The 12,448-nt window shown below is 55.3% G+C and carries 15 protein-coding genes and 1 pseudogene; 6 read left to right on the top strand and 10 right to left on the bottom strand.

The genetic code is table 11. The annotated features are described in order from the left end of the window. Nucleotides 1–7 precede the first annotated feature (7 nt). From ACW9KT_RS21790 to ACW9KT_RS21780, 3 genes are all read right to left on the bottom strand, one after another. Nucleotides 8–454 (bottom strand): hypothetical protein, encoded by a 447-nt coding sequence (locus ACW9KT_RS21790; protein ID WP_457084412.1) that lies wholly within the window; start codon nt 452–454, stop codon nt 8–10. A gap of 130 nt (nt 455–584) precedes the next feature. Next, entirely contained in the window at nt 585–1,247 is a 663-nt protein-coding gene (locus tag ACW9KT_RS21785; protein WP_457084410.1) for a hypothetical protein, read from the bottom strand. Between the two features lie 127 nt (nt 1,248–1,374). Then, nucleotides 1,375–1,905 (bottom strand): hypothetical protein, encoded by a 531-nt coding sequence (locus ACW9KT_RS21780; protein WP_457084408.1) that lies wholly within the window; start codon nt 1,903–1,905, stop codon nt 1,375–1,377. Nucleotides 1,906–2,365: 460 nt separating this feature from the next. Here ACW9KT_RS21780 and ACW9KT_RS21775 point away from each other — a divergent pair, with 460 nt between their 5' ends. From ACW9KT_RS21775 to ACW9KT_RS21760, 4 genes are all read left to right on the top strand, one after another. Continuing rightward, nucleotides 2,366–2,932 (top strand): hypothetical protein, encoded by a 567-nt coding sequence (locus ACW9KT_RS21775; RefSeq protein WP_457084406.1) that lies wholly within the window; start codon nt 2,366–2,368, stop codon nt 2,930–2,932. Between the two features lie 215 nt (nt 2,933–3,147). Beyond that, nucleotides 3,148–3,846, top strand: coding sequence for a hypothetical protein (locus ACW9KT_RS21770; RefSeq protein WP_457084404.1), 699 nt, complete (start codon nt 3,148–3,150; stop codon nt 3,844–3,846). A 251-nt stretch (nt 3,847–4,097) separates the two neighbouring features. Next, nucleotides 4,098–4,694, top strand: a complete 597-nt coding sequence (locus ACW9KT_RS21765) for a suppressor of fused domain protein (protein ID WP_457084402.1) — start codon at nt 4,098–4,100, stop codon at nt 4,692–4,694. A gap of 139 nt (nt 4,695–4,833) precedes the next feature. Continuing rightward, on the top strand, nt 4,834–5,553 hold the full coding sequence (locus ACW9KT_RS21760; RefSeq protein WP_457084400.1) for a hypothetical protein: 720 nt from the start codon (nt 4,834–4,836) through the stop codon (nt 5,551–5,553). Nucleotides 5,554–5,789: 236 nt separating this feature from the next. Here the strand turns inward: ACW9KT_RS21760 and ACW9KT_RS21755 are convergent, their stop codons facing one another. From ACW9KT_RS21755 to ACW9KT_RS21745, 3 genes are all read right to left on the bottom strand, one after another. Then, the gene (locus ACW9KT_RS21755; protein WP_457084398.1) at nt 5,790–6,380 is read right to left on the bottom strand and encodes a hypothetical protein; all 591 of its coding nucleotides are present in this window, start codon (nt 6,378–6,380) and stop codon (nt 5,790–5,792) included. A gap of 337 nt (nt 6,381–6,717) precedes the next feature. Then, nucleotides 6,718–7,161 carry a carboxypeptidase-like regulatory domain-containing protein gene (locus ACW9KT_RS21750; protein ID WP_457084396.1) on the bottom strand — a complete coding sequence of 148 codons (444 nt, stop codon included), beginning with the start codon at nt 7,159–7,161 and terminating at the stop codon, nt 6,718–6,720. Nucleotides 7,162–7,223: 62 nt separating this feature from the next. Beyond that, nucleotides 7,224–7,586 (bottom strand): Imm8 family immunity protein, encoded by a 363-nt coding sequence (locus ACW9KT_RS21745; RefSeq protein ID WP_457084394.1) that lies wholly within the window; start codon nt 7,584–7,586, stop codon nt 7,224–7,226. 290 nt (nt 7,587–7,876) lie between these two features. Between ACW9KT_RS21745 and ACW9KT_RS21740 the strand changes: the two genes are divergently transcribed. Continuing rightward, nucleotides 7,877–8,629: a hypothetical protein gene (locus ACW9KT_RS21740; RefSeq protein ID WP_457084392.1), complete on the top strand. Its 753-nt coding sequence runs from the start codon at nt 7,877–7,879 to the stop codon at nt 8,627–8,629. Nucleotides 8,630–9,667: 1,038 nt separating this feature from the next. On the opposite strand, the gene ACW9KT_RS21735 is transcribed toward ACW9KT_RS21740, so the two are convergent. The 3 genes from ACW9KT_RS21735 to ACW9KT_RS21725 are packed head-to-tail and all read right to left on the bottom strand — an operon-like array spanning nt 9,668 to nt 11,023. Next, nucleotides 9,668–10,168 (bottom strand): DUF6756 family protein, encoded by a 501-nt coding sequence (locus tag ACW9KT_RS21735; RefSeq protein WP_457084390.1) that lies wholly within the window; start codon nt 10,166–10,168, stop codon nt 9,668–9,670. A 21-nt stretch (nt 10,169–10,189) separates the two neighbouring features. Beyond that, nucleotides 10,190–10,531 carry a DUF6678 family protein gene (locus tag ACW9KT_RS21730; RefSeq protein WP_457084468.1) on the bottom strand — a complete coding sequence of 114 codons (342 nt, stop codon included), beginning with the start codon at nt 10,529–10,531 and terminating at the stop codon, nt 10,190–10,192. 42 nt (nt 10,532–10,573) lie between these two features. Then, entirely contained in the window at nt 10,574–11,023 is a 450-nt protein-coding gene (locus tag ACW9KT_RS21725; RefSeq protein ID WP_457084388.1) for a DUF4262 domain-containing protein, read from the bottom strand. Nucleotides 11,024–11,183: 160 nt separating this feature from the next. On the opposite strand from ACW9KT_RS21725, the gene ACW9KT_RS21720 reads away from it, so the two are divergent. Then, nucleotides 11,184–11,633, top strand: a complete 450-nt coding sequence (locus ACW9KT_RS21720; RefSeq protein WP_457084386.1) for a hypothetical protein — start codon at nt 11,184–11,186, stop codon at nt 11,631–11,633. 512 nt (nt 11,634–12,145) lie between these two features. Here the strand turns inward: ACW9KT_RS21720 and ACW9KT_RS21715 are convergent. Next, nucleotides 12,146–12,448, bottom strand: a pseudogene (locus ACW9KT_RS21715) (hypothetical protein); the annotation flags it as partial.

The following is a 12,448-nucleotide window of genomic DNA, read 5'->3' as shown; positions in this document are numbered from 1 at the left end:
AGCCCGTTTACGAAGAGTAGGGATGGTTAGTACGGGTAGCGGCGGGCGCGACCCGCGAGCGTAGCCCTTCGACGATCCAGGGGGTAGCAAGCCCGGTGAGTCCACAGGCCAGGCTATAGAGGAGCCGGTAGGGTCTGTCCACCGGGCCCGAAAACCCGCCAAAGACAACCAGGACCGTGGCGGTGTAGAGGAGGACGGCTGCGGCGAGGAAGGCCCGATGGCGAGACCGGCGGCTCAACTGGAACGCTAGGGCCAAGCCCGTCGCCAGCAGCAAAAAGGTAAAAAAGCACAGCGCCAGGGAAATTTTCCACGGGGTGGGGGTAGTGTAGGGGCCCCGTAGTCGTTGCAGCGATTCCAAGACGAAGTCGCACGCATAGAACGCGAGGAGGGACAGACCAAGGCGCCAGCCTATCCGCCAGCTCTTCCCCCCTACTACTTGAAGCAGCTTCAGCATCGGCCTAAAAGTATTGAAAGAGTAGTTGGCATAGCAGGGCCCTTGCGTGTAGCACCTTCTCGGCGGCAGGGCTCCCGCTCTGGTCCAGCGGAAAAGGGGATGACCTGCGCTGTGGTAGGGTAGACCGGCCTCACGGGGCGGACGGGTCAACCCATACGGCCTTCGCGCGGCGCCGCGCGAAGGCTTGCTCCCAAGGCCGCAGGGACCGGTGCACGGCCGAATCCTGACTCAGCCGTAAGACACGTCGCCGCAGGTACGTGTTGGTCCGCAGCGTGGGCAGGTCCACGACCTGCCAGGAGGCATCGAGTCGCTGGGGCGCATTCAGGGACGTCACCCACTGCAGGCCGGGCACCAAGGGCGTATGGATGGCCGTGCGAAACTCGCGGGGATAAAGCGCTTGTGGCCCTAGTTGCTGCATCGCCACGACCTGCTCGCTGCGTTGAAAGAGCACCCGCGTCGTCTGCCACTGCTGCGGGCGAGCGAATACCGACAGGGTGGGCTCCAGGATGGGCGACCAAGTGGTGGCGGTGGGTAACGCAAGCACCAGCCAGAGGGCCTGCACGACCACGAGCGGCCCCCACAGCAGCCAGGGCAGGACGCGCCAAATCACCCGAAATCGAGTAGCATGCTGCCCCAGCAGGTGGCAAGCGGGGAACGCTAACCCCCAAGCTCCCCAACGGGGCAGGTTGCCCAACGTGAGCGGCGTGAATTCCAAGGGCGTGGCGAGCGTCAGCCCTATGAGTACTAGGCTCACAAGCCAGCACCCGATGACCACCCGCGATAAAGATGGCATTAGGGATAACAAACGGGTGAGAGGCTTCAAGGATAAAGTACTAAACGAACGATAAATAGGCAGGTAAGTAGGGGTGAAGTCAAGACTACACCGTTAAGGGCTCTTAGTGGCCTCCACGGAAGGCCCGCTAGCGCCGCTCTTCTCGGATTTTATCTAGTACCTTCCTTTGACCTGCTGATCGCCCTGCCTGAATAGCGTCACTTGGGGACAGAATCCGTAGTAAGGTATCCTGCGCGTGCAACGAGAAAGGAAGCCGCAGCAGCTGACAGACGCTATCATGGTTCATCACCAGTGTGGCATCCCGGATAAGGATTTGCAGTGGGAGCGTAAAGTGGCCCTCGGCGGGAATGGTCAGGCGCAAGATATCACTGGGGAAATACAGCGGCAAGGTTGCGGCGGCCTGCTGGGGGCGTTCTACGCGAATGGATAAGGTGGAGTACAGGCGGGAAGGCTTGGTAGCCGGAATCAGGTGATATGGTTTTCCGGTTTTATTGAAGAAAGTAGCCTGATACTGGATAAAGGTGCCTTCGGATGTGTGAACGCAGGATCCGGGCTGCAGCGTGACGAGAACGGAGGGCTTGGTCTGATCGGCCCGGCAGGTACACAGCCCGAGCAGTAAGAGTATAGAAAGCAAGGGCTGAACGCGGCAAAATGCCATCGGTGGGTAGGAGATAAGAAGGGACGAAAGCTACCACTTTTCCCAGACGGCGGGTATGAATACTTTATACCTGCTGTGAACGGTCGTAGCTGTTGCAAAACGCTTAGCCGTGAATCTACTAGGTCCCAGCGGGGACGACAAGCGTCTAAAAGATTCCCAGTAATGCGTCTCATTTGCGCCGGCTATGAGCTCGAAGAAAACGGTTTCAGCATACGGCTAGCGTTTTGCAACAGCCATATTGGTTATAGCCACCTTGAATTTGTCTTACTCAGGGCGCGAGGAGGCGTTGGGTTCTTTTAAGACGAGTCTGGGAAGATCGCTTATGTAAAGCAACTTTTCCGCGAAAGTAGACAAGAAGCAGAGAAGTGATTTCTATCTTTTGTTTAATCTTAGCACCTTGCAGAGATACAACTACTTAGCACAGTAGGTAACTGCTTTCTGCCCTTGCTTACTTTCGGCTATGGTCCAACACTTTGTTGATCTCTATCCCACGGGGCGCATCACGTACACGCAAACCAGCTTCTTGGAGCTGACAACGGCGGTCGAGGTTCATCGCGTGGATCTCATTGGCAAGGTGGCTACCGGCTTAAAGCGTGGTACAGGGGGACCGTTGCGTTACTATCAGCAGCATCCGGCGCTCTCCTTTTTCAATGACTCCCTGCAACTCGTGACCCTAGAGCCCCGGCGCGGTATTCCGGCGGCCTTTTACTCGGACTATGCGCAGTGTCTGACCCAAGCATCCGCCGACTGGCGACGCTATGTTCCTTCCTGGGGTGGCATCAGTTATGCTGGGCAGGAGCAAGTGGCCGTGCTCCTACCGCAGGGTAGACGGGTTTCCGTGTACTTGCCCGACTACCTGGCGCAGGAAGTCGTCGCCCTGTGCCAGCGCTATCACGTGCCGGTGACCAAGCAAGAGCCGGAACGAGTATATCCCAGGGGGCTGACAGTTGCGCCCCCCGTGTCCCTGTTGTTGATTGGCACGAACTACGTGATTGCCCGAGACTTCTATATTAGCACCTTGCGCTAAACTAGTATGAGGGATGTGACCGTCCCTAGGCTCTTCTTATCATAATGGCCATTATTAGATGCATCTAGGCAGAACCCTAGACGCGACTCCCTCCGATAAGCACGAATGGGTTCGACGCCTCCCCACGCTTTGTCGCCAGCGCAAGCAGCCCGTGGCGAAGTGAAAGTCACCAGAAAGGAAATTGTGCCGTGCAATATCCATGCAACGAATCAGTTATGGCGATATTCAACCCTACTACACCATCCTACACTGCTCGCGTTCGTGCTTCTCCTTTCCTTTGGTCGTCTTCGTTATTCCTATCCTTCCTGATGCTGTTACGCAAAGTATGCTCTGGGGCCGCCCTGCTGCTGGCCCTTCCCCGACTGAGTACCGCAGCTACCCCGCCCATCACCCCCGACTCGCTGGCCCGCCGCCAGCTGCTCACCCTGCACACGCTACGGCTGACTTCGCCCTTCACGCCCGCCCTGGGCTACGAGCGCGGGGTGGGGTCCCGCTGGAGTGTGCGCGCCAGCCTGGGCGGCGATCACGCGCGCCAGCGCTCCCGCTTCAGCGGCCTCGATCCGACGGGCACGCCCATCACGTTCAGCACCCAGTTTCGCACGACGGACCTGATCGCGGACGCCTCGCTCAACTACTACCTGCAAGCCCGCCAGCCGAGCTTGATCGGCTGGTTTGTCGGCGCCGGGCTCATCGGTGCCTATAGCCACAGCCGCGCCATCCAGGAGAGCCCAACGGCTGCTTCCAGCACGTCGCAGGACGTGCAAGTGCGGCCCCTGCTGCGCGCCGGGCGGCACTGGGCGCTGGGGCAGCGGTGGCTCGTGGACACGCATGTGGCCGTGGCCGTGTCCATCGCTCGGCGCCCACGGGTGGCGCTGACGGAGTTTATCGGCCTGGGCGCCGGCTACCGGTTTTAGCGACCGCCGGCCCCCGATCCAGGTGAGCTGTTTTCGGCGGGGCAGCAGCACGTTCGAAGCCGACGCGTGTCTAACAGTGCGGGGAGAAGAAGATGCCCTCCTTTTCTTAAAAAAGCGCGTTTTCACACTCTATAGGCCCATCATTGGCCCTTACTCAGTATAACTGGACTAGGAAGTAAAATGCTTATTAACGTAATGCGCATTATACGACCTCCAAAGTAGTATAGAGCGGTTCTGGCATCCTACACGTTATGTCGGCTGCCTGTATTGCCGTTATTAGCCCAACCGCCCTGATGACCACTTATCAAGAAGCTCTTCTTACGCATTATGTGGGTCAATGGCAGACGCAACCGATTCGCGTTCACTCTAAAAGACCATCCTTTTACCAGATAGGACCCGACTTTTGCGTCCTGGAATTTCCCCCCTCGGCTCAGCGGACCATGTGGACGTATGCGACGTGTGGCATGTCTTCTTTCCAGATGGAGCGTGCCCTCGAGCTGCATCTGTTCTCCCCGGTGCAGGATATAACCCTAGTGGAGCTCTTAACCGCCGTAGCGCATTATCATCAAACCCAACAGCCGTTAGACCTGGGCCACACCGTCCACTTTGGGGTGCCGTGGCAACCAGGCTCCGCGTGTACATATGGCCTGATTTCGTTGCCCTATCTGGATGGCCCCCGCTTGGAGCAGCTGAGGCTCGAAAAGCAGCCCGTCACCTGTTATTGGCTACTCCCCATTACCCGGGCAGAACGGGAATTCAAAAAGACCCATGGCGTAGAGGCGCTGGAGGAAGCCTTTGAACAGCAGGCACTGGACTACTTAGCTCCGAGGAGGCGAAGCGTGGTGTAAGCAACCTGCTCCCTCAGCAACTTGCCTAGCCCTTCAAATTAACGGAAGCAGATAACGAGGCAACAGGCGTGCTTCTACCTACTTCCCGGAATAGTTGCTTATCATCACGGGCCTTCTACCACGTGTTGCCCCCAACTTCATGCCTGCTCTCCTCCGCTGCTTGTTCCTCGGGCTCCTGCTGCTCTGGTGGCCCTTTTCCGGGCTGGCTCAATCGCCTTTTTCCCAGGGACAGCTCATTTACCAAGCCGATACGGTGCGGCGGCTGGAGGCGCAGCCCGCCGCCTACGTGGCCACGCAGCTCCTCGTCTATCGCCAGCGCGATGCCGTCCGCCTGGAAGTGTGGCGCGTAAATCGCTGGAATCCGGCCGATACCACCAAAGAGGTGCAGCTGCGCACGAAGACCGGAACCTACACCTGGGTGGAATACTCGGATCGGGAGCGCTCGGCCGCCAGCAATTTTGCCTTGTTCATGAGCTATGCCGAGGAAAAACAGGCCGTGGCCCAGCAGGCGCGGTCGCTGCTGAACACCGGGTATCGCGTCGAAAGGGTCATCCAACCGGTCCAGTGGCTGGGCTGGCCGGCTCAGCAAGTGGCCTTGCGGCCCACACGCCACCAAGAGGCGCCCGAAGCGATCCTGACCACCGCCATCACCTTGCCCTTGGGGGCCGTGTTTCCCTTCCTGCGCAGCTTGCCCGGGACGCCCTTGCAGTTTACCGAGGGCGACCGCGGGTGGCTCACCCGGTTCACGGCCAAGACCCTGCGCATGCAACCGCTGCCCGACCAGCTGTTTGAGGTGGAGCCCACGCGTCAGCTGATGAGTATGCAGCAGATGCTGCAGAAGCTGTCGAAATTTGACTAGCGCCCCAAAGGATAGCCGATAAAGCTCACCGCTTCTCGTTACTAGTAGACCCTTTGGCGATACTGCTGGTCTACGTAATGGCCTTTATACGACTACCAACCGAGCCTGGAAAGTCTACCACCCACCATCGGAGCGGTCCTGGAGATAGAGTTGAAGAAGCAGCTTTCCCCACCCCCTCGCCAGCATAGGAAGCAGACGCAACTCCCCGAAGCAGGGCGCCCCGGGCCCCTCGATCCTTAGTTAGCGTTGGCCGGGATAGCGGGCCGCGGCCTGGCAGGCTGCAGCAAGAGAAAGACGACCGGATCGAACTTCATGGCTAAGAGCCGGAGATGATCGCGGCCGGGATAGGCCGCCATCGCGGGGGGGTATTGCTGCTCAATGGCTTGGATGTCCGCAGCCCACTGGGTGCGTTGCGGCGCTAACTCCTGGAGCACGCGCTGAATCGCGCCGGCGTATTTCCGGGCCAAGGAATCGGCGGGATTGCGCAGGGCCCGCAGCTGCTGGCGGTGGCGCTGGCGGGCGGGATGGTTGCGGTCCCGAGTGACCAGCCCGGAACGCTGTAAGGGCGCGAAATCCGCATACAGCTTGCCGGCTTGGGCATTATAGCGTGCGAGCAGTTCTTTATCGGGGGGGCTCAGCTCCTGGTCAAGCTTCGCGCGTTGGGCCCGCAGGATGGGATCCACGGTGTAGGCGTAGTAAAGCCCAATTTCTTTAGTCAGCGGCGAGAGCAGCGTGCGCTCCAGGCAGGGGGCTTGTGCCCGGGCTACGGACGGCCCGAGCAGGAGGAAAAGGAGGCTGACGAGGGGAAGGACAGGGTTCGCTCTCATAGTGTAGACGAGGAAAGCTGCGGGGGGCTCCCAGCGGATGCGGCCGCTCGCCACCGGCTAGGAGGTAACACCGGTAGAGCAGGTACGAGTAGGGTGGCGGTAGTAGGGAAAGTACGTTGACCGGGTTCGTCCATGTAATGCTGGAAGATAGCCAGAAGATCAACCTATTCCAGCTACCACCCACTGCAACAGGGCCGGAGCTCCACCGGCTGCCTCTTATTAAACATAACGTTACCTTCTCGGACTGGGTGAAGTCCAACCTTTACCCTAAAGTAGCTCGATGCTAGTCTAGCTTCTATCCATCTCCTCTACCTCTACTTACCGCTTGCTACTACCCCTACTGCTTGTGAAAAATATATGTGAAGCACGGAGCTTCCGCCGTAAACACTCCCTGTTCATAGGCTTGCCGATGCCTATTGGATAAGTCCAGGAAGATTCGCTGTCGCTGGCGATTTATTTTTCGCAGGGACATAAAATCATAGATGACGTCCCTCAGTAAAATAACCTCCAGGGTAGAACAAGTAGCGCTTACTTTGAGGGACATCATGGCCATGCCAATAGAACCGACAACCAATTCGTTGGTACCCGCAGGAAGTTCAATTTCAAACTGCCCCTTTTGGTCGGTCGTTCCCAGGCGAATGTTGTCACGGTCCCAAATCGTCCCATCCACTATGGGCTTCAAGTCAACCTCATCCACTACTTTACCGGTAATCGTCCTTGCCTGTCCAGCAGAGACAAACGGTAAGCAAAGGGTTGTCAGAAAAAGTATTAGCCGTCTCATACGTTGTCAGGAAGTTAATCTAAGATAGATGCGTAGACGTAATTGACTTGCTCGGACAACTACTATGGAGCAGGTTGATAATCCTCGAACTCCCATTGCGCGACTTGACTGAGCTGGTTCGCTAGTTTCTCCCAGGAGTCCGCCTCCAAGCAGTTCACATACTTCTCCATCAAGGCTACCACCTGTTGCACGTTATAATCCCGCGCCAGAATGGTGTGTCGCAGGAAACTCACGGCCTCATCTGAATACAATGATTGCAAATAGCCGGCCGACGCCACTATCACGGTGAAGTAGTCTGCTCCTTCCTTCCCCACTGGGCCAATGGAGAACGTCAGGCTATAGCTAAACACCAGCGGCGTGTCCGCTTCATACGTCGAAAGGTCATCTACCTGGCTCCTGTCGTACCCTTTGACAATGGCCTTCATGCTTATCTTTTTTACGCGTGTAGAGAAGCGGGGAAGCTACCACCTTTCGCGAAAAAGTTGCTCATCATAAGTGAAAATTGTAGAGCAAATGCGTAACGCACTGGCCCATTTTATTGCGTTAGTTCTGTGGAGTTACACCTTAGGTAAAGATGTAACCTTTACCTGCGGTAAAAGCCATTCGCTTCACAGAACTCATTTTACGGTTGAGAATTTGCTCTATACTATGTCTACCATTGCAAACCCAACCACCATAGCAGTGCCGTTTTGAAAACGGATCACACGTACGATATATGCCCATTATTGCTAGAACAGATTATACGATAGCGTGGAAAATATTTATGTATTCAACCTTTACGATAATCTCCATTACATCAGCCTGGTCTATAGTCAACGCTCTAGCTGAAAAGGATTTCTTCTATATCTATGTGTATGCTATTCCGGCCTTCGTTGGCTGTGTCGCAGGGTTTATATATGTGTTGAGGCACAAATTGGAGTTGACTGAAACAACGATTTTACAATATGGCTTCCGAACCAAAAGCATCCTTTTGGAGAACATAGAGGAATTTTCCGAGTCTTTGGGCTCCTACCTTATTAAATCCGGTCAGGTAACCATTCGCATTACCAACGATTTACAAAGCAAAGACCTGTTCAAAGAGCAATTGATAGCCCAGTTCAAGCAAGTTGATGCTGAAAAAAACTGCTTGCCGGGCACCGCATTGAGTTGCGAGGATAGCCATAACCTGATACTACAGATTCAGCATAGGGTGAATATGGGTGTAGAGGCCGATACTATTATGGAAGCGGATGCCTCTATCATAGAGGAGTTATCTGAGCCATTTTACTATCTGGTGTACGAACACCCAAACCACAATTTTTTGAATCGGGCTTATGACACAGGTAATGCCCAGTTGAAAGCCTTCCTCAAGCAATATGGTGAGCACACAGGCGCACCGAATATGGATGTTTGGGTACTGCCTCATAGCCTGGATTGGCTGGTGTTATGCAGCCATGAGGGAGAGTTCTTTTACCACAGCGGCCAGTGAAGCTAGACTAGATAACGAAGTTATCCTTGCCCGCCGTAAGCAAGAGGTTATCGCTACCCGGACCTGCTGAAGGCGGGCAGCAACGCAATCACTCTAGGTAAGCCATTAGCGATGATGAGCTTGGAGAGAGGATGGAAATGGTCCCGGAATAAAACCAGGCCGGTGAAAAGCCGCTACAGCATCCGAAGCTGAAAACTGCGAGCAACCACATAGCACGAACCAAGAAGCAAAACGCTGTAGGCTTCCTGTGGTAACGGGCTCCAACTCAATGCGCCGAAGTGCCTCGTTGCAACCCCGTGCCTCTCACAAACGGCCACTACGGCTCTAACGACCGAAGCAGGGGCATTGTCAAGCAGAATGCCGCTACCCTGAGCAATGTTCTGCTTGGTGAGTTCAACGGCAGACTGCAAGCGGTTTCCCCATAGTACGCACCGCCAATCGTGCCATCCCTGAAAAATAGAATCTATAGCCTTCTCAATATCCTCTATCAGTACCTGGGGGCTCTCTGGCCGCGAATTGATGTAAAGGGTTGTTCGGTCTTCATTGTAATGGAGTAGAAGAGGGTGGGCGGTGTAATGAGCAAGAAGGCCTCGCGTACCTAGCTTCAATTTGAAAGCCGCTTTATCCTTGAAACTAACCCTGAACACCCCTTCCTCAACCTCTAAGTCCAGGTAGGTTGTTTGGGCAAGAATGATTTTGGCTGTTTGGTGCCTCTCGACAAAAGCAGTTAGCATCTCGAAAGGTAGTATTTGCTTACCCCTTCAACCAGAGAAGCGTAAGCAAAAGCGCCGGGGTCGCTACGAAAAGCAACATCACGGGCGCTAAGCGGGAAATAGTGGGGCAACTGATTCACCCGGCCCGATAAAGATAAAAGCTGCTGTCATTTGAGCTGCGAGGCATTGCTGAACCCACCCGAAAACAAAGAGGTAGGCCGGTAGTCCGTAGAGAACTCAGCGCCTACCATCCAACACCCGCTGAAACATCGCCGGTGGTACTCCCGTGGCCGTTGCTTGACATAATTTTCCTTCTCAGACGCATCTACCGCTGATAGACGACGGGGCGAGCGCCCAGCGCTTGGAGCTTCTCACCTATGGGCGAGCCGATGCCATAAAGGATATCATGGTGGTTGAGACAGAGCAACCACGCGTACTTCTTGGAGAGCAAGTAGATCTCGTCCAGGTAGGTGCTCTCGCGCAGCACGGTGTGAATCGCGGCGGGCTTGCCTTGATAAAACCAGAACTTATCGCCAGCTGGGAGCGAGTCATTTACCATTAGCCAGACCACCTCATCCGGCTCAACGAGTCCGATCATCGTGCCTAAGGGATCCGCTTCATTAGCCAATGCGTAGGCGCCGGGCCGAAAGGCACCCCATAACCACAAGGGACGCACCACGGGATGCTCCAGCACGCAAAACGTGTGGTAAATCTTCGCCTCCACGCGCGCCCACCCCGTGGTCATGGGCAAGGCCGAAAAGTCGGCCGAGGGCAGCTGACAGGCGGCTTGTATACGAGCAATATCTTCGCGCAGCGGCGTCCACATCAGCTAAGGCAGATATAAGGTTTACAGGAATAGGCGAATCAAGCCCTCCCGCACTTGCGCGCGGATGCCCTGGGCGTGGAGTTGCTCAAGGATGGCCTCGGTGTGATCCAGGATGTGGGGAGGCACGAGGCGGCCGATGTACCGCTGCTCGACGGGGTTGAGTTCAATCCACTCAATGTCACGTCGGGGAACCGGCCCGTAGGTAGAGGCTTCAATGTAGCCCGGCACCGGCAACAGAAACCACGAGCTCCAAGCAGAGGGGGCCGGCTCGTGGTGGAGTTTGGCCCGCGTCCCGATGCGGAAGGTGGCAGTTAGAATATCGATCACTTCTTCGGCTAGCATCGCTTGCTGGGGGACAACCATCAAGAATCGTTAGATGATAACGGAAAGGCTATTAAGAGACCATTAAGGCTGATATAACAGTTCTTGGTTGGCCGAAGTATAGGCATAGCCCCCTTGGCCAGGAAAACGCATCTGGGCGTCCGGCCACACACATTGAAGCACCGGAAAGTCCGCTCCTTGATAGAACACCAGCGCCCGGCCAAAATAGGCGTCATAGTGCGCCGGCAAGACGGTTTTAAACAGGCAGGGAGAGCCTCCGAACACGTCGTCATAGAGCACGTCTGCTTGGCGTCGGATGCCGTTGGCCGCATCCTCCCCGATGTCATTGAGTAGGGCGTGGGCCAAATCATGATCTAAGCCCGAGAGGATTACTTCCGGGTGGCCAAATGAGGCAAACAGGCCGACCGTGTAGGAGAAGGGCGGCAGGGCATCGCCGTCGCCCAGGATGTTGAAGACTAGCCAACGGTGCTGCTGGATATTCTCGACTAGCTCTTGGTGGGTACGATTCTGCATGGGTAGAGAAGCATTTTAGGTTCGGCGCTAGTGAGCGATGGTAAAAGTATCCCGGAAACGTCGCTTTACATACTTGACCTTCTCGGACAGATATTAGCAGTGCATATTCTCTAGTTATACTTACGCCCACCATTCTGCAGCTACTGCTCGCTCCGATTCCATGCACCGTCTATTGCAGTCCATTAATAGCGCCATACTAGCCAGCTATGGTTCCTACACCCAGCCCAATTACTCGTTTGTGTCGAAGGTTTTCCAGAGGCAGCCTTACCAGCCTATCTTACAGGAGCTGAGCGTGCGCTTTACGGTGGAGGATACAACCGACATCAATTATGATGTCTCTTTTGTCTACACGTTACGCCACGAGGAGGTGTATGGTCTCCATCTCTCGATGGTCGGGCGATTCTTTATCCTGTTTCGCCTAACGACCGACTTAAAACAACGACAGGTAGTAGGCGAAGCCAGTAGTCCGGATGCCCAGGCGTTACTACAGATTTTGGAGAAACACGGGTTTAGCAAAATTGATGAGTCTAGCATGCATTTACTGACTGGCTTAGCTGATGGTGACCCAGGGAATAAAAGGGTATTCGAAGCACTTTTTGAGAATAGCTGACCGTGAGCAAATAGTATGAATGAATAGAATTTTGAGTGGAATTATAAAGTGCAATTATGCTCCTCTATATCTTGAAATAGTTGATTGACATAAGATAAGTTATACCCCCGACCGCGGAAAAATAATAGATTAGCCCCTAGTATATCGGACGCTTCACTGTGGTACTTTACCGAAGTGCGTTTTCGTTAGTGAATTAAATCTACTCCTCTATTTTTTCCAGATAGCGCATGCCGTTACGTTGTTGACCTTGCTGGTTATCGCTCTACTGAGTAAGGCAATCGGTTCTTCTACAAGACCACCGGCACATCCGCTTGTGGAGTCCCGCCCGAACAACCCGAAATTGCAACGGGCTTGGACGACATTCGTCCAGGCTGTTCAGGCCCATGACCTGCCCACGCTACTCCAACTCTCTGCGGCCTGTATGGTAGGGCAGCGGAGTCTGGCTCAAGTGAGGAATGGTCGCCAGGCCAGGGCTTTGAATCGTAGGTTGAGGGAATAGAAAAGCTGGGGCCTTACTCCCCGCAGTTAAAATACTTATCGTAGGCCGACTCGGGAATCAGATTGAGCTGGCTGAGCACTTTGATCGGCCAGCGCAGCCGCCGGATGAGGGAATAGTTGTTGGGGTAGTCGCGGAAGGTTTTGGGCGGAGCAGCTACAATCTGGTCGAATTCCGCCCGGGTCAGGCCCAGGCGCTTGATGCAAAGGTCAATCACGCGCTGATCCTCGATGGAGTTGATTTCGGCGGTGCGTTCCAAGGCTTTTTCGCGGCTCATTTGCCCCGAGCGGATGAGGGCCGAGTAGTTGAACAAGCGCCG

The sequence above is a fragment of the Hymenobacter sp. HD11105 genome, assembly GCF_054051685.1.
Note: the sequence above shows the minus strand (reverse complement) of the source record. Positions and strands in the feature narration are given on the sequence as shown.

Excerpts from the sequence above, each read along its gene's own strand:
- ACW9KT_RS21765 (WP_457084402.1), top strand. The coding sequence starts at position 4,098 with ATGTCGGCTGCCTGTATTGCCGTTATTAGCCCAACCGCCCTGATGACC.
- ACW9KT_RS21780 (WP_457084408.1), bottom strand. The coding sequence starts at position 1,905 with ATGGCATTTTGCCGCGTTCAGCCCTTGCTTTCTATACTCTTACTGCTC.
- ACW9KT_RS21750 (WP_457084396.1), bottom strand. The coding sequence starts at position 7,161 with ATGAGACGGCTAATACTTTTTCTGACAACCCTTTGCTTACCGTTTGTC.
- ACW9KT_RS21760 (WP_457084400.1), top strand. The coding sequence starts at position 4,834 with ATGCCTGCTCTCCTCCGCTGCTTGTTCCTCGGGCTCCTGCTGCTCTGG.
- ACW9KT_RS21775 (WP_457084406.1), top strand. The coding sequence starts at position 2,366 with ATGGTCCAACACTTTGTTGATCTCTATCCCACGGGGCGCATCACGTAC.
- ACW9KT_RS21725 (WP_457084388.1), bottom strand. The coding sequence starts at position 11,023 with ATGCAGAATCGTACCCACCAAGAGCTAGTCGAGAATATCCAGCAGCAC.
- ACW9KT_RS21790 (WP_457084412.1), bottom strand. The coding sequence starts at position 454 with ATGCTGAAGCTGCTTCAAGTAGTAGGGGGGAAGAGCTGGCGGATAGGC.
- ACW9KT_RS21730 (WP_457084468.1), bottom strand. The coding sequence starts at position 10,531 with ATGGTTGTCCCCCAGCAAGCGATGCTAGCCGAAGAAGTGATCGATATT.
- ACW9KT_RS21785 (WP_457084410.1), bottom strand. The coding sequence starts at position 1,247 with ATGCCATCTTTATCGCGGGTGGTCATCGGGTGCTGGCTTGTGAGCCTA.
- ACW9KT_RS21735 (WP_457084390.1), bottom strand. The coding sequence starts at position 10,168 with ATGTGGACGCCGCTGCGCGAAGATATTGCTCGTATACAAGCCGCCTGT.
- ACW9KT_RS21745 (WP_457084394.1), bottom strand. The coding sequence starts at position 7,586 with ATGAAGGCCATTGTCAAAGGGTACGACAGGAGCCAGGTAGATGACCTT.
- ACW9KT_RS21755 (WP_457084398.1), bottom strand. The coding sequence starts at position 6,380 with ATGAGAGCGAACCCTGTCCTTCCCCTCGTCAGCCTCCTTTTCCTCCTG.
- ACW9KT_RS21740 (WP_457084392.1), top strand. The coding sequence starts at position 7,877 with ATGCCCATTATTGCTAGAACAGATTATACGATAGCGTGGAAAATATTT.
- ACW9KT_RS21720 (WP_457084386.1), top strand. The coding sequence starts at position 11,184 with ATGCACCGTCTATTGCAGTCCATTAATAGCGCCATACTAGCCAGCTAT.
- ACW9KT_RS21770 (WP_457084404.1), top strand. The coding sequence starts at position 3,148 with ATGGCGATATTCAACCCTACTACACCATCCTACACTGCTCGCGTTCGT.